This is a genomic window from Pedobacter yulinensis (assembly GCF_003029735.1).
Taxonomy (GTDB): Bacteria; Bacteroidota; Bacteroidia; order Sphingobacteriales; family Sphingobacteriaceae; genus Pedobacter; species Pedobacter yulinensis.
Window position 1 is genome coordinate 741,908 of record NZ_KZ686268.1, and the last position, 22,868, is coordinate 764,775.

Genomic DNA, 22,868 nt, shown 5'->3' on the forward strand with positions numbered 1-22,868 from the left:
TACAACTTCCTTAAGATTGGGCCGATAAAACCGCACATAGATGATCCTATTAGTTGACGACACCCCCGAAAATCTGACTTCCCTAAAAAAAGTTCTGGAACACGGTGGATTCGAAATTGATACAGCGTCTTCAGGAGAAGAGGCGCTGAAAAAGGTGCTGAAAAACGAATATGTCCTCATCATTCTCGATGTGCAAATGCCCGGTATGGATGGTTTCGAAGTGGCTGAGGCCATCTCCGGCTACAGCAAAACAAAAGATACCGCCATTATTTTTCTTTCGGCCGTAAATACCGAGACCCGTTTTATTACAAAGGGCTATTCTTCAGGAGGTCTCGATTATATAACCAAACCTGTTGATATCAACATTCTGCTGCTCAAGGTCAAAACTTTTTACCGCATTTATGAGCAGAACCGCAAGCTGAATGAAATGCAAAAGGCACTCCTCGAGGAAATTGAGTACCGCAAGGCTGCAGAATACAAAAAAGATGAATTTATCAGCATTGCGAGCCATGAGCTGAAAACCCCATTAACCAGCGTAAAAGGATATATCCAATTGCTTGAAAGGAGCATTGACAAAGGTGATACCGAAACGCTGAAAAAGCACCTCAAAAAATCCCAGATCCAGCTCGAAAAGTTAAACGACCTGATCGCAGACCTGCTTGACATGTCGAAAATCGAAAGCGGAAAGCTGAAGCTGAACATGAAGCCTTTCGATGTCGATATGATGATCAGCAGCGTGATCGAAGTTATGCACCAGTCAAACCCGCACATGAATATTCATCTGGAGGGCAGAGCTGGTACCGAGATATTTGCCGATGAAATGCGTATCGAGCAGGTTTTTGTTAACCTTTTAACGAATGCGATCAAATATTCGCCCGGGCAAACCGACATCTGGGTTACAACCGGGATCGAGAACGGCTTCTTCTTTTTAAAGGTCAAAGACAAAGGTCTGGGCATACCAAAAGAACAACAGACCAAAGTGTTCGATAAATTTTACCGCGTAGAAGAACCATCTAACCGGTTCCAGGGTCTTGGAATCGGCCTGTACATTTGTTCAGAAATCATCAGGCGGCACAAGGGGGAGATCAGTGTGACCAGCCAGCCCGGGGAAGGATCTGAATTTCACTTCAAGATAGCAGCCCACTAGTAAAACTATGAGTGCAAAATTAAAAAGTAATCTGCGGCTTGGCCTTGGCCTGTCGCTGCTGTTGCTTGTTATCAGTTCATTGGCTTCTTTCATCAGCCTGCAGAACCTGAACAAAGCATCAGGCATGGTCACCAAAACCAATGATATCCTGCGAAACCTGGAACAAATCCTTTCTACATTGAAAGATGCCGAGACGGGGCAGCGCGGGTACCTCCTTACCGGTGATAAGGCCTTTCTGGAACCTTATAACGGGGCCAGCGACCGTGCGCAACTCTTGCTGAATCAGGTAGAAACAAAAACGGCCGACAATCCGCTTCAGCAAAAGAATATAGCCGTGTTGCGCGAGATCATCGTCAAACGGCTCGACATTTTGCGGCAAAGTATCGCCGCCCGGGCAAACGGCATCGGTATTGCCAATTCGACGCTTATTACCGGCAAAGAGTACATGGACGAAGCACGGGCCGTTGTAACGGCCATGGCCGCAGAAGAACGCCGGCTGCTGGCAGAGCGCACAGCCGACCAGACCAAACTGGCGCGTTATACGCCGGTCCTGATTGTCATCGCGGCGCTCCTCTCTGTTCTCATTACCAGTTTCTTTTATTACCGCGTATCGAATGACTTTGATGCGCGTATGAAGCTGGCTAACGAACTTGACCGCAAGAACCGGGAGATAGACCGACGGATCGCAGCCATACAAGCAGTTGCCGCCCAGATCTCATCAGGAGATTACAACATCAGGATGGACCAGGCCGACATTAAGGATGGGTTAGGCTCCCTTGCGGGGAGCATGAATGCCATGGCCCAGTCGCTCCAGGAATCGTTCGGCCGGCTGGCAGACGAAGAGTGGCTGCAAACCGGCATCGCTAACCTCAATAACAAAATGGTCGGCGAGAAAAATGAGGTTCAGCTGGTAGAGGATGTGGTAGAAACCCTGGCACAGTATACAGAAAGCGTGGTGGGGGCCATGTACGTTCTCGGGTTAGACAATAAGTTATACCTGACAGGCGGCTACGGGCTTGACAAAACGCGGGTGTTGACCGAAATCGAAATGGGCAGCGGACTTTTGGGGCAGGCGGCAAAATCGCTTAAAGCGCTGCAGGTTGAAGGCGTACGCGAAGCTGACATTGTCTTATCGCATGCCACCGGCCAGCTGAAACCGGGGTACATCGTTGCACAGCCCATTTTACGTTATGGTCAATGCATTGCCGTGCTCGAACTCGCATCGCTTGAGCCCTACAGTCAGATCGACCTGATGCTGCTAAATCGCATCGCGGAAAACGTTGGCCTGGCCCTGTTCTCGGCTCAAAACAGACGGAGGCTCCAGGAGCTGCTTGAAGAAACGCAGGCACAGTCTGAGGAGCTGCAGGTACAGCACAATGAACTGGAAGGCCTGAATGCTGAGCTTGAGGCACAAACGCAAAAACTCCAGGCATCTGAAGAAGAATTGCGCGTACAGCAGGAAGAATTGCTGCAAAGCAACCAGGAACTCGAAGAACGAAGTGCCTTGCTCGAAGAAAAAAACCAGCTGATTGAAGAGCGCAACGCAGACATCCAGGTGAAGGCCGCACAGCTTGAACAGAGCACAAAATATAAATCAGAGTTCCTGGCTAACATGTCGCATGAATTGCGCACGCCGCTTAATTCCATCCTGCTGCTTTCCAAGCTGCTTTCTGAAAACCAGGAAATTGAAAAGGAATATGTTGAATATGCTGAAGTGATACAGAGTTCCGGACAGGGGCTGCTCGCGCTGATCGATGAAATTTTGGACTTATCCAAGATCGAAGCCGGAAAAATGACCCTCGAGCGCCAGACCATCCAGGTGAGCGAGGTGCTGCAAGACATGCGCCTGCTCTTTGACCCCCAGGCCACAAACAAGGGCCTGAAGCTGGTCATTGATGAGCAACCCGGTGTTCCTGACAGCCTGTTCACAGACAAAATGCGGCTTGAGCAGGTACTCAAAAATCTCCTTTCAAACGCTATCAAGTTTACGGCCGAGGGGCAGGTTATCCTGAGTGTAGCTCCGCATAAGAGCCCGGATTTTGTGCGGTTCTCAGTTACCGACACCGGAATAGGCATTGCGCGCGACAAACAGGCTATGATTTTCGAAGCCTTTCAGCAGGCAGACGGCTCTACCCGCCGACGCTTCGGCGGCACAGGATTGGGGCTGTCCATCAGCCGGGAGCTGGCCAAGTTACTTGGCGGTGAAATTTCCCTGAAAAGTGTTGAAGGCAAAGGAAGTACGTTCAGCATCGTGCTGCCGCGTGATGCCACCAAAGTGCAGGCGGTACTGGAAGAAGAGGTTGCGCTGGTGCCTGTACCTGTTGAAGCCATTACGGCAGAAGCCGACACGATACCGGAAACACACCGTGTTGCACGCATCCCGCTCGACGTGGCAGACGACCGCAATGAGATCAATCCGGGCGATAAGGTCATTCTGATCATCGAAGATGATACCTCTTTTGCGAAAGTCCTGCTTGATTTTACCCGGAAACGCGGCTATAAAGGCATTGTTGCCGTTCGGGGAGATGTGGGTATTGAAATGGCACAAAAGTTTAATCCGCTGGCCATCCTGCTCGATATCCAGCTGCCCGTAAAAGACGGCTGGGAGGTAATGCAGGAACTCAAATCAAACCAGCAGACCCGGCCCATACCTGTTCACATCATGTCCTCACTTGAAGTGAAAAAGGAGAGCCTGCTCAAGGGAGCGGTAGACTTTATCAATAAACCGGTTGCCATTGAGCATATGCAGCAAATCTTCCGAAAGCTGGAAGATGCACTCAGCAAGCATCCGAAAAAGGTGCTCATCGTGGAGGAAAACCAGCAGCACGCCAAGGCGCTGAGTTATTTTTTAAGCAATTTCAATATCCAGACCGAGATTGTCGACAATGTAAGCTCAGGCGTGGATGCCCTGCAAAAGAGCGAAGTGAACTGTGTGATCCTGGACATGGGTGTGCCTGACAAAACAGCCTATGATACGCTGGAGGTGATTAAACAGAACCCCGGGCTGGAAAACCTGCCGATCATCATCTTCACCGGCAAAAATCTTTCAAAGGGAGAGGAGCGGCGTATCCGGCAATATGCCGATTCAATCGTCGTAAAAACGGCGCATTCCTACCAGCGCATCCTGGATGAGGCCGCGCTTTTTCTTCACCTGGTGGAAGAAAAGACCGAAGACAAGAAGGCGGGAGCAAGCCCGGTCCTGGGGGCCATGCGCGAGGTGTTGCGGGAAAAGACCGTTTTGATCGCCGATGATGACGTGCGGAACATTTTTTCGATCACTAAAGCACTCGAGCAGCATAAAATGAAGGTCATTCCCGCGACAGACGGGAAAGAGGCGCTCGAAATACTCAAGAAAAACCCGGGTATCAATGTGGTGCTCATGGACATGATGATGCCTGAAATGGACGGCTACGAATCTATTCGTGAGATCAGGAAGATCCATAGCTTCAAAAACCTTCCCATACTTGCTGTGACAGCAAAAGCCATGATGGGCGACCGTGAAAAATGTATAGCGGCCGGCGCATCTGACTACATTTCGAAACCCGTTGATATCGATCAGCTTATATCCCTGCTTCGGGTTTGGCTGTACGATGCAGTTTAGCAAAAAACCTGTGCAGATGGAAAAGCAAAAAATTCTCATTATTGATGACGACAGCAGAAACATTTTCGCGCTTAAGGCGGTTCTAAAGGCAAAAGGGTACAGCTGTGTTTCGGCGTTAAGCGCGGCGGAAGGACTTGACATGCTTTCGGCCGGAGGCATAGCTGTAGTACTGCTTGACATGATGATGCCGGAAATGGACGGCTATGAAGCCTTGTCCAGGATTAGGAAGAGCGATGAAATGGCTGCTGTACCGGTAATTGCCGTGACGGCCCAGGCCATGGTCGGCGACCGCGAACGATGCCTGGATGCGGGCGCAGACGCTTACATTTCCAAGCCCATCAATGTTGAGGATTTGATGAACCTGCTAAAGCAATATACCGTTTAAGTTGACAACCCATACGATAAATGACGAACAGCTCGAATTTTTGCTATCAGATTTACTGGAGTGGTATGGGTATGATTTTACCGATTACACACGGGCCTCGCTTAAACGGCGTGTTAACAGGCTCTTCGGCCTTGACAAATTTGTAAGCTTCGCCGAGTTCCGGTACCGGCTGCAGACCGACCCGATCTATTTTAAGCGTTTTGTTGAACAGATCACAGTAAATGTGACCGAAATGTTCCGCGACCCCGAGTTTTACAGCGCCCTGCGCAAGGAGGTCCTGCCCAACCTTGGCACCTATCCCATGATCAGGATCTGGCTTGCCGGATGCTCCACCGGAGAAGAGGCTTATTCCATGGCCATTTTGCTGCATGAGCATAACCTGCTTCAAAAGGCGCTGATCTACGCAACAGACCTGAACCCGGCGGTACTTGAACGGGCCGGCCGCGGTACCTTTCCGCTGGCCTATATGAAACAGTATTCTGAAAATTATATTGGCAGCGGCGGTAAAAATGACTTTTCTGCGTATTACACGGCAAATTACAACAGTGCCAAGTTCGACGACCTGTTCCGGTCAAAGATCATCTTTTCTACCCATAACCTGGTTTCTGACCATTCATTCAATGAATTTCAGTTAATCCTTTGCCGGAACGTGCTGATTTATTTTGAAAGGAACCTGCAGGCCAAGGTGCTGGAACTTTTTGACAACAGCCTGGAAAGCCTGGGCTACCTGGCTCTGGGCTCAAAAGAAACAATTGACTTTACAAGCATCGCCAAGGTATACAAACGGATACCGGGCCAAAAAATCTGGAGGAAACGATCATCATGAATTGCGAAGCTCTGTTTATCGGTGGTTCAGCAGGCAGTCTCGATGTGCTGCTTAAGGTTTTTCCCGGCCTGAGGGCTGATATTTCATTCCCGATTGTCATCATCGTTCACCGAAAGCGCGGTACAGACTCGCTGCTCAGCGATCTGCTCGCCTCGCGCACCACGCTCCGGGTTAAAGAGGCCGAAGAAAAAGAGGCGTTGGAAAACGGCTGGGTATACATTGCTCCCGCAGACTACCACCTGCTGGTTGAACAAACCCGCACCTTATCGCTCGATTATTCAGAAAAAGTCAATTATTCCCGTCCGTCAATCGACGTTTCTTTCCAAACTGCAGCAGATGTTTACCGGGATAAATTGATTTGTATCCTGCTATCAGGTTCAAATGCAGACGGGGTCGAGGGGCTGCAGGCGGTTAAAGCGCAGGATGGCCGGGCATTTGTTCAGCACCCTGATACGGCCCAGGTGCCGTACATGCCCGCCCAGGGAGCAGAGCGGGTTGCTATTGACGGACAATTGACGCCAGAAGAGATGGCGCAATTTATCAACGGCCTCAACACCTAACGGGCTACTTATTTCATGCCGAGTACATCGGCTCCCTGGTCAAAAACGACATCGACAGGAATGCCATTCCTGCTCAGACGGTCCAGGTCTGCCTGGAGGTCTGCCGGAATAACAGCCATTTCCCGTTGTAATTTTGCCACGCCTTCGCGGTCCCCGTTTCCCTGAAGGGTAACGATTACATTACTCAGCTTGTTCATGGCCAGCCCGAACTTATCAAAATCGACACGGTAGGTCCCGTTGGCTGAACGCTGAAAGGCGCCTTCTTTTTTAAAGAAATTAAAGCATTGCATGTTCGCCTTCCCGTGGGCGCTGGCGGCGCCGAATCTGACCGAGCGTAGAATTCCGGCCATAAACGTGGTATAAAACGACTTCAGGTCGCCTTTCAGGTCTCCTTTTTTAACCAGCGCGGTAACCATATACAGGCCCAGAATATCGGCTTTTCCTTCTTCCAGCCAGGACGTCTGTTCTTGCAGCGCCGCGCGAACGGTACCTTTTCCATTTATAGTCTGTTTGATACCCAGTCCATGTGCTACCTCATGAAACATGACATTCGAGAAAAAAGCATCGAAATTGATCAGCGGCAGCTGGTCTTTGTCGATCAGTTCGTGTGCAATCGGCATGAGGATTTTATCGAACTTGGCTTTCATGGCATTTTTGAGCTGTGAACGGCGCGTACCCTTTTTCTGTTGAATTTCTTCATCGTTCGGGAGGTTTACCGCAATGGTTTTAGACCCTGAATTGCAGTCGCCGGCATAAAATACCACGTCGTACGCATTCAGTTCAGAATCTGTTCCCGGTTTCTCCGCTTTGTACCTGGGGGCCACCGGCAGTCCCTTCTGTAGTTCGGGCAGCATGGTCACATATTTTGCCAGCCGCTTGCTCCACTCGCGGTCCTTGACCAGAACATAGGCCTCGTAAGAGGTGCGGGCGTTAAAAAGCTTGTCTTCGTAATTTTCGATCGGGCCGATGATGATATCCAGCCCATTAGTTTTCATGTCTAGCCAGGCATAGTCGCTTGCCGTGAACTTGTCTGTTACCAGTGCGTCTGCGCGGGCGTTCAGGTACTTTTTCAGGCCGGCGTCTTCAGCGAGCAGGGCAGCCTGTTTTAGCAGGTTCGAGGCCTTTTGCAGTTCGGCAGCGAAGGCGACATGATAAGGCACAGCGATAAGGGCGCCCGTGCTGTCGCGCTTCAGAATGGAGTACGGGTTAAGTTTGTCTTTCAGCGTTGATTTCTCTACTTCTTCGCGGGTTGTGCCGGCGGGATAAAATGCGGCGCCGTCGGGTTTCGGGCCCACCCCGGCTACGAAAGCCTTGTCGCCGTTCAGGCGGTCCCAGGGCCCGTAATTGATCTGTATAAATTCCCTTGTCTTTTCGTCCTTTACTGCGGCAAGCAGGCTGTCGCGCGCAGGATAGGTCTGTTTCCAGAAAAGCTCATCCATGATTTCGGCGGCCTGGATGAGAAAGGGCAGCATTTTACGTTCTGTTACGGTAAGCTGGTTCAGGTCGGTGCTGAGCCTGACCCGCTCATAGATGGGCAGACGCTGGGAAACATAATCCTGCAGGCTGTCGGCAACTTTGGCTGTGCTGGCCGGTTGCCGTTGCTGGTCTCCCGTACAGGCACTGAGTGCAATGGTGGTACAGGCAAGCAAGGTGCCGATCGTTCTGAAGGATAATGCCATAATGCGGAAAATTGATTCGGCAACGAAAATAGGAAAAAAACAGCCAACACATAAATTGACAAATTGCCGGCCTTTTTACGGATATTCGTATTTTCAAACATAAATCGCCACAAATGATGTTTAAAGTATACCGGGCCGGTTTTTTTTCGGCAATTGCAGCACTCGCGTTAGCCGGATGCGGGTCAGGAAAATATGCAGCTACAGAAAAGGTGTATAAGAAAAAGGCCCGCGAGATTTCAGAGATTGTACGGGCAACACCGCCAAAGGAACAGGCTGTTGAGAATTTCAGTCCTGAGCAACAGTGGTGGGTGGGTTCGGTCAATTTTGGCATCAGGAAACCGAATTATGTAGTGATCCATCACACCGCGCAAGACTCCCTCGAGCAAACCATTAAAACATTTCATTCTACACGCGCTGCAGTCAGTTCGCACTATGTGGTAAGCCGCGATGGCAAGATCGTGCAGATGGTGAACGATTACCTGCGCGCCAACCATGCCGGCATTGGCAAGTGGGGCAACAATACCGACCTGAATTCAAGCTCGATCGGGATCGAACTCGACAACAACGGCCGGGAGCCCTGGCCAGATGCACAGATCAACAGCCTGATCACGCTGCTGGAAACACTGAAGAAACGATACAACATTCCACAGGCTAATTTTATTGGGCATGCTGACCTGGCTCCCAAGCGTAAACCTGATCCGGCTAATTTCCCATGGCACAAGCTGGCGTACAAAGGTTTTGGCTTCTGGTACGACAAGATATTGAAAAACCCGCCTGCAGATTTTAAACCTGAAATTGCCCTGAAATTAATGGGGTATGACACCCGTGACCTGCCCGCTGCGATTGTGGCGTTTAAGCGCCACTTTGTGCAGAAAGATCTGTCTGCGGCACTGACCCCGCTCGACAAGCTGATCCTTTACAACGTTTATGAGAAATACATGTAATAAAAAAGGCAGCCTATTGGCTGCCTTTTTTATTTGGCCCATAAGACCTATTTTTTCCAGCTGTCTTTCAGTGTAACCGTGCGGTTAAAGATCAGCTTTTCTGGCGTCGAATTTTTATCGACCGCAAAATACCCTTTCCTGATAAACTGGAACCTGGAACCCGGGGCGGCACCGGCCAGCGCAGGCTCAATGTAAGCCGTTTCAACAACTTCGAGGCTAGCAGGATTCAGGTAATCCTTAAAATCACCTTCTTCGGCATCAGGCGACGGCACCGAGAACAAACGGTCGTACAACCTTACCTCTGCAATCTGCGCATGGGCGGCGCTAACCCAGTGGATCGTTCCCTTCACATTTACGCCGCTGGTGTCGTTGCCGCTTTTCGATTCGGGCAGATAACTGCAAATCACTTCTGTTATGTGGCCATTTGCGTCTTTGACAAAGTCTTCACATTTGACAATATAGGCATGTTTCAACCTGACCATGGCGCCCGGTGCCAGGCGGAACCATTTTTTCGCTGGTTCTTCCATAAAATCTTCCCTTTCGATCCACAGTGAACCGCTGAAGGGAATTTCGCGGGTACCCCCTTTATCTTCTGCTTCGGGATTATTCTCGCCGGTCATGACTTCAGTCTGGCCTTCGGGGTAGTTGTTTATCGTCAGTTTGATCGGGTCGAGCACCGCCATGACGCGGTTTGCCGACTTGTTCAGGTCTTCGCGAATACAGAATTCAAGCAGGCTGAGTTCAATGAGATTTTCACGCTTGGCAATCCCGATGCGATCACAGAACTCAAGAATGCTTTCAGGGGTGTACCCGCGCCGCCTGAAACCGCTTATCGTAGGCATACGCGGGTCATCCCAGCCGTCTACCAAATTTTCATTGACAAGCTGAAGAAGTTTCCGTTTGCTCATGACCGTATACGTCAGGTTTAGTCTGGCAAATTCATACTGTTTTGACGGGAAGATCTCCAGTTTTTCGATAAACCAATCATAGAGTTCGCGGTGCGGTACGTACTCAAGGGTGCATATAGAATGTGTAATGTTCTCGATGCTGTCGCTTTGTCCGTGCGCGAAGTCGTACATGGGGTAAATGCACCATTTGTCGCCGGTGCGGTGGTGGTGTTCCCGTTTAATGCGGTAAATGATCGGATCGCGCATGATCATGTTCGGGCTGGCCATGTCGATCTTCGCCCGCAGGGTCATGCTGCCGTCGGCAAACTCGCCGGCACGCATGCGCTCAAACAGGTCGCGGTTTTCGCCAGGGCTGCGGTCCCGGAACGGACTGTTGGTGCCAACGGTTGTCGGCGTTCCTTTTTGTTTGGCCAGTTCTTCTGAGGTGCTTTCGTCTACATACGCCAGTCCCTTATCGATCAGTCTAAGCGCAAAGCCGTAAAGCTCATCGAAATAGTCTGAAGCATGGAGTTCGTTTTTCCATTCAAAGCCGAGCCATTTGATGTCTTCCTGCTGGCTGTTTACATACTCTGTCTTTTCGGTTACCGGGTTGGTATCGTCAAAGCGCAGATTGGTATAACCGCCATACTTTTTCGTGAGCCCGAAATTCAGGCAGATTGCCTTGGCATGCCCGATGTGCAGGTAGCCGTTGGGTTCAGGCGGGAAACGTGTAACCAGGGTCTGGTATTTGCCCGATTTCAGGTCGTTTTCAATGATCTCTTCAATAAAATTCAACGATTTCTCTTCGCTCATAAACTGCTATGTATAAGTTTGCAAAGGTACGAACATTCGCTGTTTTTGATAGCATTAATGAATAAGTACCTAAATTTTCTACATTTACCACCTCATTCAGAAAGCACATGGAAAAGGAATTGAAGCGGCCCATTCGTGTCCTGGTGGCCAAGGTTGGCCTGGACGGCCACGACCGCGGTGCAAAAGTCATTGCTACCTCGCTGCGCGATGCAGGAATGGAGGTGATCTATACAGGCCTCAGGCAAACACCGGAAATGGTGGTCAATGCGGCCCTGCAGGAAGATGTGGATGCTATTGGTATCTCCATCCTGTCTGGCGCACACATGACCGTTTTCCCGAAAGTGATCGAGATCATGAAGCAAAAGAAGCTCGACAATGTCTTGCTGACCGGCGGCGGTATCATTCCCGAAAAGGACATGCAAGCCCTGAAAGAAATGGGTGTGGGCGAATTGTTTGCGCCCGGCACAAGCATGTCAAGCATCGTAGAGTATATCACCGACTGGGTCGCAACAAACCGTAATTTTTAGATATGCCGTACCAGAACTTACTCCTGGAAACCCGCAACCGGATCCAGACCATTACCATTAACCGGGAAGCTAAACTGAACGCCCTGAACCGGGAAACACTTGCCGAGCTCTCGGCAGCGATCACGAACGCTGCTTCAGACCCGGGCATTGGCGGGATCATTTTGACGGGCGCCGGACCTAAAGCCTTTGTAGCGGGCGCAGACATTTCCGAATTTTCGGCGTATTCTGTTCAAGAAGGCGAGCAGCTGGCAAGAAGCGGGCAGGAAACCGTTTTTAACCTGATCGAGAATTGTTCCAAGCCGGTGCTGGCCGCCATTAACGGGTTTGCCCTCGGCGGCGGGCTCGAACTGGCGCTGGCCTGCCACATGAGAATTGCCAGCAGGCAGGCGCGGCTCGGGCTCCCTGAGGTTACGCTGGGTCTCATACCGGGATACGGCGGCACACAGCGGCTTACCGCATTGGTTGGAAAAGGCAAAGCCTTTGAACTGATTGCCACCGCCGATATGCTGCAGGCGGAAGAAGCCCTGCAATGGGGACTGGTTAACCATGTCACAGATGCAGAGGGGCTGCTGGCCAAAGCCACTGAGATCATGGACAAGGTGGTACAACGCGCACCACTTGCCGTTGCCGCGGCCATTTCGGCCATTAACCAGGCGGGAACGGCAGCGGGCTTCGAGGCGGAGATCCGTGCTTTTGGCGCCTGTTTCGGAACCGCCGACTTTAAGGAAGGCGTTGCGGCATTTCTTGAAAAAAGGAAGCCGGTTTTCAAAGGAAAATAGTGGGATAAATATTTCCCGTTTTCCCGCTGCCGCCCCGCACTGTAGAAAAAAATTCCCGAATTGTCGACAAATGTTTATCTTTACAGGAGCGCAAAAATTTTCGCGCCTGCTCTTATGAAGAAGATATTAATCGTTGATGATGAAATTAACACCGGCGTGTTGTTATCTAAGTTTCTTTCCAGGAATTCTTATGAGGTAACGACAGCACTGAGCGGATCGGCGGCAATGGACCACCTGGCTGCCGGTGCCTATGATCTTGTGCTCTGCGACTATCGTCTGGAAGACACTGACGGGCGCGAGATGCTGATCAAAATCAAAGAGCTGTATCCAAAAACGGGCGTCATTATCATTACCGGCTATTCTGATATAAAACTCGCAGTGGAGCTGATCAAGCTCGGTGCGTACGATTACATTACCAAACCGCTGTATCCCGATGAAATTTTAAATACAGTCAACAAAGCGATCGAAACGCAGATCGCCCTGAACGATACAAAAAACAAAGTTGTAACCAGTGAGGTCAGGCAACTTGAAAAGCCGGAAATTACGTTCATAAAAAACGAAGCGTTTGTGGTCGGCCAGAGCGGTGCGTCTAAAGAACTGACGAGACAGATCAAGTTGGTGGCGCCCACCTCTTACAGCGTGATCCTGACCGGCGAAAGCGGAACAGGAAAGGAATCGGTCGCAAAAAGTATTCACCTGAACAGCCCGCGGAAGGACAAACCTTTTGTGGCTATGGATTGCGGCTCACTGACCAAAGAGCTTGCGGGAAGCGAATTTTTCGGACATGAAAAGGGCTCCTTTACCGGTGCTCTTTATACTAAAATAGGCCATTTCGAAATGGCCAACGGTGGTACGCTTTTTCTCGACGAGGTAGGAAATCTTTCTTACGACGTGCAGGCTATCCTGCTGCGTACGGTGCAGGAACGCAAAGTAAAAAGGATTGGAAGTACAAAAGAGATCAACCTCGACGTGCGCCTGATTGTGGCTACGAATGAAAACCTGCAGGATGCCATTCAGAAAGGGCGTTTTCGCGAAGACCTTTACCACCGCTTTAATGAATTTTCCATTCATTTGCCGCCGCTGCACGACCGCGGCAAGGACATCCTGCTGTTTGCAGAAAATTTTCTCGGAGAAGCGAACCGCGAATTGAACAGGCAGATCAGGGGTTTTTCACCCGAGGTGATCGACTGTTTTCTGAACTACAAATGGCCGGGCAACGTGCGTGAGCTTAAAAATGTGATCAGGCGGGCCACGCTGCTCACTGAAGGCGAGGAAGTGCAGCTCAAAGCCCTGCCGCTGGAGATTTCCACCTATTCAAACACGCCTGCGGAAAGCAGCCGCGCACACGCCCCGAGAAGCGAAGAGAAGCCGCGCGACCTCAAGGCCGCCGCACTTGAGGCCGAATACGAGACCATTCTCAAGTTGCTTAAAGAAGTAAATTTCAACAAGACAAAAGCCGCAAAGCTGCTGAATATAGACCGTAAAACGCTGTATAATAAAATGAAAGCCATTAGCAGGAAAGAGTAAGCGTATAGCTAAAACAATTCTGCCTGATTGGTTGTAGCATACTCAGTTTACCATCGCCATGTCTTTCTTCTCGTATAAGCAACGCAACAACATCAATCTGGTCATCATTATAGCGCTCGGCTTGCTGATCGCTTATTCCCTGCATGGCATTTTCGGATCCATACTGGCTACGCTGGTCATGTATACGGTGATGCGGCCGGGCTACGTTTACCTGGCCGAGAAAAAAGGCTGGAACCGCAGTTTGGCTGCGATCCTGCTCATTTTCGTGTCTGTCATCGTGATCGTACTGCCATTTTATGCTTTCAGCAGCATGGTCATTGAAAAGATCGCTGAGGTAAACAACAATGTCGGCTATTTTAAGAAAATACTCGACAAGGTCAAACACCTGGTACCTGTCAATTCTGAAATGCAGGAGTTGATTGAAGACGGCTTTCGGAAAGCCGGTACGTGGATCACAGGACTATTCCCCTCGCTCATTACGGGGGCTTTCAACATCATTCTTGGGCTGCTGATCATGTATTTCCTGCTCTATTTCATGCTGATTGAGCGCGAGCGCTTTGAGGCTGCATTAATTAAATATGCCCCGATGCGGGAGCAGAATGCGCTTTTGTTTGGCGAGGAGATGCGCAACACGACCTACGCAAATGTAGTAGGCCAGGGATTTATTGCGCTGGTTCAGGGATCGCTCGTCAGCCTGGCTTTCTATGTGCTTGGCTACAAAGATCCGTTGTTCTGGGGTGTGGTAACCACTTTTGTGTCTTTCGTGCCAGTACTCGGCCCGCCGGTCATTTTTGTTCCGGCTGCGCTCCTGCAAATGGTGAACGGCAACAATTTCGCGGCCTGGGGCATGTTGATCTTCGGCTTCGTAGTCATTATTAATATCGACAACGTGCTCCGTTTTATCATTGCGAAAAAAGTGGGCAACATTCATCCCATCATTACCGTCATCGGTGTGGTGATCGGTATTCCCCTCTTTGGTATTCTCGGGCTTGTTTTCGGGCCGCTCCTGCTTTCCTATTTTATCCTGCTGGTCAGAATCTACGAAACCAGCACGCTGGCTTCTGAGAGACTGGAAAGAATTAAAACAATTGGTGACGAAAATCAGTTATAAAATCATAATTGACGACTAACCAAGTTATGACAGAAATAACTTTGTAACACTAAAATACAGAACATCATGAACGATAACTCAAAAGTATTGGTCGCCTTATTAGCTGGTCTGGCAGCCGGAGCTGCACTGGGAATTCTTTTTGCGCCTGATAAAGGCAGCGACACCCGCGACAAATTAAGCGAATCCCTTAAGGATCTCGGCGACTCGATCAGGGACAAGGCAGCAGACGAAATCAACAGCCTTACCAATCTGAAAGATAAGGTTGTCAGCTCTATCAAAACCAAACTGGGCGGCGCCGAAGAAGAATATAACGACGAGATCGAGCACGCATAAGCGGCTTTTGAATCAAAATAAAAACAGCCGGTAAGGGATTTCCCTTACCAGCTAAATTAAACCTAGTATGGAGCAAACAGACAAAGAGAAAACTTTCGAGGACATCATTGCCCAGGTTAAAGACTATATCGATACCCGGAAGGAGTATATGAGACTGTACGTGGTAGAGAAGGCATCAAAGATTTTTGCTGACCTGGTTACCAACCTGACCGTAGTGGTGTGTTTCATCCTTGCTTTCCTGTTCGGAACAGTCACCCTTGCTTTGTTTCTCTCTGATGTGTTGGGAAGTTATACCCGTGGGTTTGGCTGCGTAGCACTGATTTATCTGGCCGTAGCCCTCCTGGTCTACTTCACCAAAGACAAGTACATCGAAAAGGCGATCATCAACATGGCCATTAGAAAATACTTTAACAAATTAGCCGACAAAGAAGATGAAGAGGAAAAAGTACAACATCCGTAACCTGGACGAGCTGCATCAGGAAGTACTTACCCTTAAAGTCGATTATCAGCTTAAGGGGGATCTGCTTGCGCATGATGCAAAGGCTTACGTAAAACAATTTACGCCAGGGCACCTGTTCAAGAAATATGTTTCTGCTGGCAACCTGCTGAAGTTTGATGACAAGTTAAACATTAGCGGCACCCTTATGTCGCTGCTCCTTCCCGGCCTGTTGAACAAAACAATTTTCAGGGGGTCTGGCGTGATCACCAAAACGGTGGTTGCCCTTGCGTCACGTACCTTGGGCAAGTCTCTCGACGCAGAACACCTGGCAGGCATGTTTAGCTCGGCCAAAAACTGGGTTGGCAACCTGGTGGCGGGCAAAGGCAAAAAGAAGAAAGAAGTTAAATTTGTTGATTACGGCATTCCGCCGGATAGCGAAACCTATTAAAAAAAAGCGGCCCGGGTTGATTAACCCGGGCCGCTTTTTTTAGGTTATTTTAAACCACCGTCGAACGGATCTTCAGTTCATCCAGTTGTTTCTGGTCAATTGTTGAAGGGCTGTCGATCATGACATCGCGGCCAGAGTTGTTTTTCGGGAAGGCGATTACATCCCTGATGCTGTCCAGGCCGGCGAAGATCGAACTTAACCGGTCAAAACCAAAGGCAATTCCACCATGCGGCGGGGCACCGTATTCAAAGGCATCGAGCAGGAAGCCGAATTGCTGCTGTGCTTCTTCCGGGCTGAAGCCGAGATGTTTGAACATGAGCGATTGCAGCGCACGGTCATGGATACGGATTGAACCGCCGCCTATTTCCGTTCCGTTGATGACCATGTCATACGCATTGGCCCGGACCTCACCCGGCTGGCTGTCCAGCAATGCAATGTCTTCAGGTTTCGGCGAAGTGAAGGGGTGGTGCATGGCATGGTACCGCCCGCTCTCTTCGTCCCACTCAAGCAGCGGGAAATCGACCACCCAGAGGGCGGCGAACGTGTTTTTATCACGCAGGCCCAGGCGGTTGCCCATTTCAAGTCGTAACTCGTTCATTTGCTTGCGTACTTTTTCCTTTGGTCCGGCAAGAACCAGGAAAAGGTCGCCCTTTTCACCGGCGAAGGCCGTTGCCCATTGCGCCAGAGCCGCTTCATCAAAAAACTTGTCGACAGACGATTTGATCGTTCCGTCTTCATTATAACGCGCGTAAATCAGGCCAGTTGCCCCGATCTGCGGCTTCTTAACAAAATCTGTCAGCTCATCGAGTTGTTTCCGGGTATACGATGCCGCACCTTTTGCGTTGATGCCAACCACCAGCTCGGCTGAATCGAAGACGCCGAACCCTTTACCTTTAACCAGGTCATTCAGCTCAACAAACTGCATTCCGAAACGGGTGTCAGGCTTGTCTGAGCCGTATAGCCGCATGGCATCGGCATATTGCATGCGCGGCACTTCAGGCAGTTCAATGCCTTTCAGGTCGCGGAATAAGCTGCGTACCAGGCCCTCAAATGTATTTAAGATATCTTCCTGTTCAATGAAAGACATTTCGCAGTCGATCTGCGTAAACTCGGGCTGTCGGTCTGCCCGGAGGTCTTCATCGCGAAAGCACTTAACGATCTGGAAATAACGGTCAAAACCTGAAACCATCAGCAGCTGCTTAAATGTCTGCGGCGACTGGGGCAGGGCATAAAACTCGCCCGGGTTCATGCGGCTAGGTACGACAAAATCGCGGGCACCTTCAGGTGTGGATTTGATCAGTACCGGCGTTTCTACTTCTATAAAGTCCAGTGCATCCAGGTAGCGGCGAATAGACTGCGCCATTTTGTGGCGCAGCACGAGGTTGCTGCGAACAGGATTGCGGCGCAAATCCAGGTAACGGTATTTCATACGCAGCTCGTCGCCGCCGTCAGTGTCATCTTCAATCAGGAAAGGGGGCAGTTTAGCCGCGTTCAAAATGGTCAGCGATGTCGTTTTAATTTCAATCTCGCCGGTCGGCATTTTTGGGTTTTTATTGGTGCGTTCAATCACGGTTCCGCTTACCTGGATCACGAACTCACGGCCAAGCTGCCGGGCCTGTGCGCACAGCTCAGCATGGTCATCCATGTTAAAAACGAGCTGGGTAAGACCATAACGGTCGCGAAGGTCGATAAATGTCATCCCGCCGAGGTCCCTTGATTTTTGCACCCATCCGCTCAGGGTAACTGTTTCTCCCAGGTTTTGGAGGCTGAGCTGCCCGCATGTAGCTGTTCTTAACATAGTATACGTGAAATTTTAAGTCGTAAAAATAAGGATTTTCGCGCAATGAACAGACTTTTTGTCTGCATTAGGGGGCGGCATTGCGATTCATGTCAGGGTCGCAGCAATTTTTTTTCACATGTGATGCAACGTTTTACACATCATGCTGTCTTTTAATCAGAACCTCAGAACTTGGAAGCGGTATATATCGATAAAAACAGCTCGCTTGTTGACGCTTGCCGTAAAGGCAGCCGTAAAGCGCAATTTGATTTGTACAAATTGTACGCGCGTGCCATGTACAATGTGTCTGTGCGCATTCTGAACGATGAGGCGGAGGCTGAAGATGTATTGCAGGAGGCTTTCCTTGACGCTTTTACGCGGATCGGGGATTTCAGGCAGGAAACTACATTCGGGCTTTGGCTGAAACAGATCGTGATTAACAGATCGATCAACTACCTGCGTAAACGCAAGGTGGAACTGGTCAGCGTAGATGAGGTCGATCTGCCTGCAGAAGAAGCTGCAGACGGCGAATACGAGCAACTCCAGGCAGACGCGGTACGCAAAGCCATGATGCTGCTGCCAGATGGCTACCGGGTGGTACTGAGCTTGTACCTGCTCGAAGGATATGACCACGAGGAGATCGCACATATTCTGCAGATCAGTGAAGTGACCAGCCGCAGCCAGTACATGAGGGGCAAGAAAAAGTTAGTGGAGATTTTAGAAAAAAGTGGGATTGCAAGATGAAAAATAACATTGAAAGCTTTGTAAAACAAAACCGTAAACAATTTGATGTTTTCGAGCCCTCAGAACGGGTATGGAAGAACATTGAGGCGGGACTTGACCGGCAGCAGCCAAAAAAGTCGCTTCGGCTTTACATGTGGTCGTCAGCGGCCGCGTCAATTGTCGTTCTTTCAGGAATCTTTTGGCTACTCGCAGTAAAGCCGCGAAAAGGCGGGCCTACCGACATCGCAGACGTTAACCCGGCCATTGCGCAACGGGAGGTGAGGTTTGCGGGGATCATTGAAGAAAAGAGAGACAGCCTGCAGGCCCTTACCGAGCACCAGCCCGAACTGTTAAAAAAATTCAGTACTGATCTGCAGAAACTGGATGCAGATTATGAAAAGCTCAAAAAAGAGCTTCCCGGAAGCCCCAATCCAGGGCTGGTTGTCAGGGCAATGGTGAGAAACCGGGAAATCCAGCTTGGAATCTTAAATCAACAGTTGCTGATCGCCAACCAGGTGAATGGCACCAAAAAAGAAAATCGATTATGAAAAAATTAACGTTCGCCGTTTTTATTATCCTGCTGATAGCCACAGAGACCTTTGCACAGGTCAGTGTGCCCGCTCAGCAGCCGGCCAGCGCAGCGCACGAGGTTTCTTCCAGTGTGCACCTGGTTCGCCATAAAAGCCTGCAGGTTCGCGCTTCGAGACCCGTTCCTGCAGTGCCGCCCGTGCCGCCAAGCCCCGAAATGCCTGAGCCTCCGGCAAAACCCGCTCTCAGGCAGACCGAACCGTCTGATGATCCTGTATACCGCAAGGTGTTCAGCAAATCGTTCCCTGTAGACCGGTCAAACCGCGTGGTGATCACGAACCAGTTCGGCGAGGTACAGATCAAAAGCTGGGACAAAATGGAGGTCAGGGCAGAGGTCGAGATCAAAGCTTATGCCTCGGGGGCTGATGAAGCCCGGAGGCTGCTGGACGGCGTCAATATCGAAGCAAACAAGAGTGACGGCTCGGTTACCTACCGCACCCTGATCACCGATAACCAGGGCAACTGGGGCAGCTGGTTCAGCAAGGGGAAACGCACACGCCGGGAGGTTCGCGTCAACTATGTGGTTTATGTGCCCACTGTCAATGCGCTTAACATCAGTAACCAGTATGGCAATGTCGAAATGGGTAATTTTTCGGGAGCGCTGAATGCAAAGGTCCAATATGGCAATTTCAATGCGCTTAAACTGACAAATAGTTCGGTGTTGATCAGCACGCAGTATGGAAAAACAAATGTGACGTCGCTGAACAAAGCTACCATCAGGCATGAGTACGGAGCCGGCGTTACGATTGGCACAGCGTCGTCGCTGAACCTGCATGCCCAGTACGTCAAAGTAAACATCGGTACGGTGAACAACGACGCACAGATCAGGCAGGAGTACGGAGATGGTCTGGTGCTTGGCAGCGTGGGTAGTCTGAACCTCATTGCTCAGTACATTAAGGTAAACATCCGTGAAATCAAGGAAGCGACCGCCATGCTGCGGCTTGATTACGCAAGCCTGCAGCTCGGTTCGGTGCAAAACGTGAACCTCGATGCCGATTATACCGACGTCAACGTCAGTAACCTGCGCGGGGACGGACGTTTTAACATGAGTTACAACCGGCTGAACATCGGCCTGGTTGGTCCTGCCACACGCACCGTTCTGGTTAGCGGGGAATATGCAGAGATCTCGCTTGGTTTCAGCGATGATTTCCATGCAGATTTTGATGTAGCGACAAGTTATTCAAATTTGCGTTACAGTGGCAACAGCCGCATTACTATGAAAGCCCTGTCAGATGATGAACGGACAGCCCGTCGTTATCTCGGTAGAATAGGCCGCGGGGGTGGTACAGTTAAAATAAATTCCAGTTACGGGGGCGTTACATTCCGCTAACCGAGAAAATGAATAAAAAGAAAAGCCTGCCGATGTTGTTACGGCAGGCTTTTTCTATCTTAGCAGGATAAACTTTTACCTAATGGAATTTTTGAGCACGCCCGAAGCCTGGATCTCACTCGTCACGTTAACGGTACTTGAGATTGTTCTCGGCATCGACAACATTGTTTTTATTTCCATCCTGACCGGAAAACTGCCGCAGGAGCAACAGAAAAAGGCCCGCCAGCTCGGTCTTGGACTGGCTATGCTGACCCGCGTACTGCTTTTGTTTTCCCTGAGCTGGATCATGCGTCTTACTACGCCGCTCTTCAATATCGGCGATTGGATCGGCATCAACAGCGCCGAATGGCTTGAAAAACTCGCCGTGTCCGGGCGCGATCTGATCCTCATTCTGGGCGGGCTGTTCCTTATCTATAAAAGCACTCATGAAATTCACAATAAGCTGGAAGGTGATGAGGAAGGCGGAACCAGCACCAAGGTTCATTCCTTTGCCGGCATTATTTTTCAGATTCTTATCCTGGATGTTGTGTTTTCGCTCGATTCGGTGATCACCGCGATCGGCATGGCCGACCACATTGAGATCATGATCGCGGCTGTTATCATTGCAGTCATCATCATGATGATCTCTGCAGCCTCCATCAGCAATTTTGTAAACAAGCACCCGACGGTAAAAATGCTTGCGCTTTCTTTTCTCCTGCTCATCGGGGTTTCTCTATTGGCAGAAGGCTTTGACCAGCACATTCCTAAGGGGTATGTTTATTTTGCCATGGCCTTTTCCGTACTGGTCGAGTTGCTTAATCTGCGCATGAAAAAAGCTTCGGGCAAAAAACCGGTCAAACTGCGCAATTCGCCGCCTGCTTCCTAACCATGCCAGCCCAATCCCGCTCGCAATCATTTTTTATCTGGACGGGATTTGCCGTGGCCCTGTTTTCTGTGGTGGTTCAGCTTTACCTGCAGGCAGTCGGGGGCGGGCTTTCGTTTTTTAATACGCTCGCTAATTTTCTGAGCTATTTTACCATTTTGACCAATCTCCTGGCCCTGGTGTGTTACGCAGCGCTGCTGTTTGGCCATGATGGTCAGGTCTCTGCCTTTTTCGAACGGCCGGTCACGCAAACGGCCATCATGGTGAACATGGTTATTGTAGGCCTCATATACAACGTGGTGCTCAGACAACTTTGGGCGCCCAGTGGCATACAGCGCCTGGTCGACGAAATGCTGCATGCATTCAATCCATTTTGGTTCCTGCTTTTGTGGCTCCTGTTTACGCCAAAAAGGCGGATACGCCTGGCACCCTTGCTTGTATGGCTGGCCTATCCGGCAGCTTACCTTGTGTATACATTGCTTCGCGGTATGTATACGGGCTGGTATCCTTATCCATTCGTCAATGTTGCTGAGCTGGGCCTTCAAAAAGTATTGCTGAACAGCCTGGGCATTACGGGTCTTTTTGTGGTGTTCCTGCTCCTGGCTGTTGGCCTTGCACGGGCCTTTACCGCCGGGAAAAAAGGGCGGATCTAAAGGATGTATTCTTCATTGATCGGCTTCACGGGTGCAGGCACGTTTTCCTCGCCGAGCATCTGCAGCAGGTTGATCTCGATTGTACGGGTGATTGAATTTAAGGGGATCGATGCCGAATTGTTTTCAAAAGGATTAACCAGGCTCATGCCGTTGATCTGCGTTGATACGAACACGAAACCAATGATCCAACCCATAAAAATTGACCATACCCCCATAGACTGGCTGATCACCAGGGTAAACGACACGACGAACAGCCAGATGAAGACTTTGGTCAGGTAACTGTATGTGGTTGGAAACACTGTGTTTTTGATGCGTTCAGACATGCCCATCCCGTCTGTAAAACGAACCAGCATTTCATTCAGTTCAATAAACCTGAAGCTGTCTATAGACTTGTTTCGTGCAAGTGTTTGCAGGTCGCGCGACTGCAGGGCCAGGATGGCATTGTGCAGGTTGGTATGCGAGCTGATGGCTGTTTCATCTTCGGCTGTCAGGTACTCGGCCCTGAAGTTATGGGTTTCGCCGCGAAGCGACGCTTTAAGCGCATACAGAAAACCGATGTGCCGAAAAACCATCGTTCTGGCCAGCTGTACATCAGTAGGGTCTACATAGTGGATGAGGCCCCTTGCCCAGGAGCGGGAGTCATTAACCAGTCCACCCCAGACTTTCCGCGCCTCCCACCAGCGGTCATAGGCCTGGTTGTTGTTAAAACCGATGAAGAAGGCGATCGCTGTACCCAGCACAGTTGGTATGATAGCGGGGATGTCAAGGTGGTGAGCAATTAGAAACTCGCGGATCAGGTATGCGGCCACACAGGAAACGATCATAATAAGGTCGACCTGCCAGGTATTGCGTAAAATTCTGGATAAACGGATGTTCTGAACGAGAAGCATTTTATCTGATTAAAACTGAACTACAAATTTTCTGCTGTG

22 protein-coding genes are annotated in these 22,868 nt (G+C 50.1%); 18 read left to right on the plus strand and 4 right to left on the minus strand.

The window, feature by feature from the left end:
* Window positions 1-40: 40 nt before the first annotated feature.
* The 5 genes from C7T94_RS03275 to C7T94_RS03295 are packed head-to-tail and all read left to right on the plus strand — an operon-like array spanning window position 41 to window position 6,519.
* Window positions 41-1,147, plus strand: coding sequence for a hybrid sensor histidine kinase/response regulator (locus C7T94_RS03275; protein WP_107213596.1), 1,107 nt, complete (start codon window positions 41-43; stop codon window positions 1,145-1,147).
* Between the two features lie 7 nt (window positions 1,148-1,154).
* On the plus strand, window positions 1,155-4,748 hold the full coding sequence (locus tag C7T94_RS03280; RefSeq protein ID WP_107213598.1) for a response regulator: 3,594 nt from the start codon (window positions 1,155-1,157) through the stop codon (window positions 4,746-4,748).
* A gap of 16 nt (window positions 4,749-4,764) precedes the next feature.
* On the plus strand, window positions 4,765-5,133 hold the full coding sequence (locus C7T94_RS03285) for a response regulator (RefSeq protein ID WP_107214649.1): 369 nt from the start codon (window positions 4,765-4,767) through the stop codon (window positions 5,131-5,133).
* A 1-nt stretch (window position 5,134) separates the two neighbouring features.
* Window positions 5,135-5,959 carry a CheR family methyltransferase gene (locus tag C7T94_RS03290; RefSeq protein ID WP_107213600.1) on the plus strand — a complete coding sequence of 275 codons (825 nt, stop codon included), beginning with the start codon at window positions 5,135-5,137 and terminating at the stop codon, window positions 5,957-5,959.
* On the plus strand, window positions 5,956-6,519 hold the full coding sequence (locus C7T94_RS03295; RefSeq protein ID WP_107213602.1) for a chemotaxis protein CheB: 564 nt from the start codon (window positions 5,956-5,958) through the stop codon (window positions 6,517-6,519). Before C7T94_RS03290 ends, C7T94_RS03295 begins: the two co-directional genes overlap by 4 nt.
* Window positions 6,520-6,527: 8 nt before the next feature.
* Here the strand turns inward: C7T94_RS03295 and C7T94_RS03300 are convergent, their stop codons facing one another.
* Entirely contained in the window at window positions 6,528-8,198 is a 1,671-nt protein-coding gene (locus C7T94_RS03300) for a dipeptidyl-peptidase 3 family protein (RefSeq protein WP_107213604.1), read from the minus strand.
* A 116-nt stretch (window positions 8,199-8,314) separates the two neighbouring features.
* On the opposite strand from C7T94_RS03300, the gene C7T94_RS03305 reads away from it, so the two are divergent.
* A complete protein-coding gene (locus C7T94_RS03305) occupies window positions 8,315-9,142 on the plus strand; it encodes an N-acetylmuramoyl-L-alanine amidase (RefSeq protein ID WP_107214650.1) in 828 nt (275 codons plus the stop codon).
* A 47-nt stretch (window positions 9,143-9,189) separates the two neighbouring features.
* Here C7T94_RS03305 and C7T94_RS03310 read toward each other — a convergent pair whose 3' ends face one another.
* Window positions 9,190-10,842, minus strand: a complete 1,653-nt coding sequence (locus C7T94_RS03310) for a glutamine--tRNA ligase/YqeY domain fusion protein (protein WP_107213606.1) — start codon at window positions 10,840-10,842, stop codon at window positions 9,190-9,192.
* 107 nt (window positions 10,843-10,949) lie between these two features.
* On the opposite strand from C7T94_RS03310, the gene C7T94_RS03315 reads away from it, so the two are divergent.
* The 7 genes from C7T94_RS03315 (at window position 10,950) to C7T94_RS03345 (ending at window position 16,006) form a co-directional block, all read left to right on the plus strand.
* Window positions 10,950-11,369: a cobalamin B12-binding domain-containing protein gene (locus C7T94_RS03315; protein WP_107213608.1), complete on the plus strand. Its 420-nt coding sequence runs from the start codon at window positions 10,950-10,952 to the stop codon at window positions 11,367-11,369.
* Window positions 11,370-11,371: 2 nt separating this feature from the next.
* Complete coding sequence (locus C7T94_RS03320; protein WP_107213610.1) at window positions 11,372-12,148, plus strand: enoyl-CoA hydratase/isomerase family protein; 777 nt, start codon at window positions 11,372-11,374, stop codon at window positions 12,146-12,148.
* Window positions 12,149-12,262: 114 nt separating this feature from the next.
* Window positions 12,263-13,675 carry a sigma-54-dependent transcriptional regulator gene (locus C7T94_RS03325; RefSeq protein ID WP_107213612.1) on the plus strand — a complete coding sequence of 471 codons (1,413 nt, stop codon included), beginning with the start codon at window positions 12,263-12,265 and terminating at the stop codon, window positions 13,673-13,675.
* A gap of 58 nt (window positions 13,676-13,733) precedes the next feature.
* The gene (locus C7T94_RS03330; RefSeq protein ID WP_107213613.1) at window positions 13,734-14,786 is read left to right on the plus strand and encodes an AI-2E family transporter; all 1,053 of its coding nucleotides are present in this window, start codon (window positions 13,734-13,736) and stop codon (window positions 14,784-14,786) included.
* A gap of 66 nt (window positions 14,787-14,852) precedes the next feature.
* Window positions 14,853-15,119, plus strand: a complete 267-nt coding sequence (locus C7T94_RS03335) for a YtxH domain-containing protein (RefSeq protein ID WP_107213615.1) — start codon at window positions 14,853-14,855, stop codon at window positions 15,117-15,119.
* A 67-nt stretch (window positions 15,120-15,186) separates the two neighbouring features.
* Complete coding sequence (locus C7T94_RS03340) at window positions 15,187-15,579, plus strand: phage holin family protein (protein WP_107213617.1); 393 nt, start codon at window positions 15,187-15,189, stop codon at window positions 15,577-15,579.
* Window positions 15,551-16,006 (plus strand): hypothetical protein, encoded by a 456-nt coding sequence (locus C7T94_RS03345; protein ID WP_107213619.1) that lies wholly within the window; start codon window positions 15,551-15,553, stop codon window positions 16,004-16,006. Before C7T94_RS03340 ends, C7T94_RS03345 begins: the two co-directional genes overlap by 29 nt.
* A gap of 49 nt (window positions 16,007-16,055) precedes the next feature.
* Here the strand turns inward: C7T94_RS03345 and aspS are convergent, their stop codons facing one another.
* Complete coding sequence (aspS, locus tag C7T94_RS03350; RefSeq protein ID WP_107213621.1) at window positions 16,056-17,804, minus strand: aspartate--tRNA ligase; 1,749 nt, start codon at window positions 17,802-17,804, stop codon at window positions 16,056-16,058.
* Between the two features lie 171 nt (window positions 17,805-17,975).
* Here aspS and C7T94_RS03355 point away from each other — a divergent pair, with 171 nt between their 5' ends.
* The 5 genes from C7T94_RS03355 to C7T94_RS03375 all read left to right on the plus strand — a co-directional run bounded on the left by C7T94_RS03355 (window position 17,976) and on the right by C7T94_RS03375 (window position 21,939).
* A complete protein-coding gene (locus tag C7T94_RS03355) occupies window positions 17,976-18,527 on the plus strand; it encodes an RNA polymerase sigma factor (protein ID WP_107213622.1) in 552 nt (183 codons plus the stop codon).
* Window positions 18,524-19,054 (plus strand): hypothetical protein, encoded by a 531-nt coding sequence (locus tag C7T94_RS03360; protein WP_239494914.1) that lies wholly within the window; start codon window positions 18,524-18,526, stop codon window positions 19,052-19,054. Before C7T94_RS03355 ends, C7T94_RS03360 begins: the two co-directional genes overlap by 4 nt.
* On the plus strand, window positions 19,051-20,424 hold the full coding sequence (locus C7T94_RS03365; RefSeq protein WP_107213624.1) for a hypothetical protein: 1,374 nt from the start codon (window positions 19,051-19,053) through the stop codon (window positions 20,422-20,424). The genes C7T94_RS03360 and C7T94_RS03365 overlap by 4 nt, the downstream gene beginning before the upstream one ends.
* An 82-nt stretch (window positions 20,425-20,506) precedes the next feature.
* Window positions 20,507-21,289, plus strand: a complete 783-nt coding sequence (locus C7T94_RS03370; protein ID WP_107213626.1) for a TerC family protein — start codon at window positions 20,507-20,509, stop codon at window positions 21,287-21,289.
* Window positions 21,290-21,291: 2 nt separating this feature from the next.
* Entirely contained in the window at window positions 21,292-21,939 is a 648-nt protein-coding gene (locus C7T94_RS03375; protein WP_107213628.1) for a Pr6Pr family membrane protein, read from the plus strand.
* Here the strand turns inward: C7T94_RS03375 and C7T94_RS03380 are convergent.
* Window positions 21,936-22,829, minus strand: coding sequence for a bestrophin family protein (locus tag C7T94_RS03380; RefSeq protein ID WP_107213630.1), 894 nt, complete (start codon window positions 22,827-22,829; stop codon window positions 21,936-21,938). The genes C7T94_RS03375 and C7T94_RS03380 overlap by 4 nt on opposite strands.
* Between the last annotated feature and the right edge of the window lie 39 nt (window positions 22,830-22,868).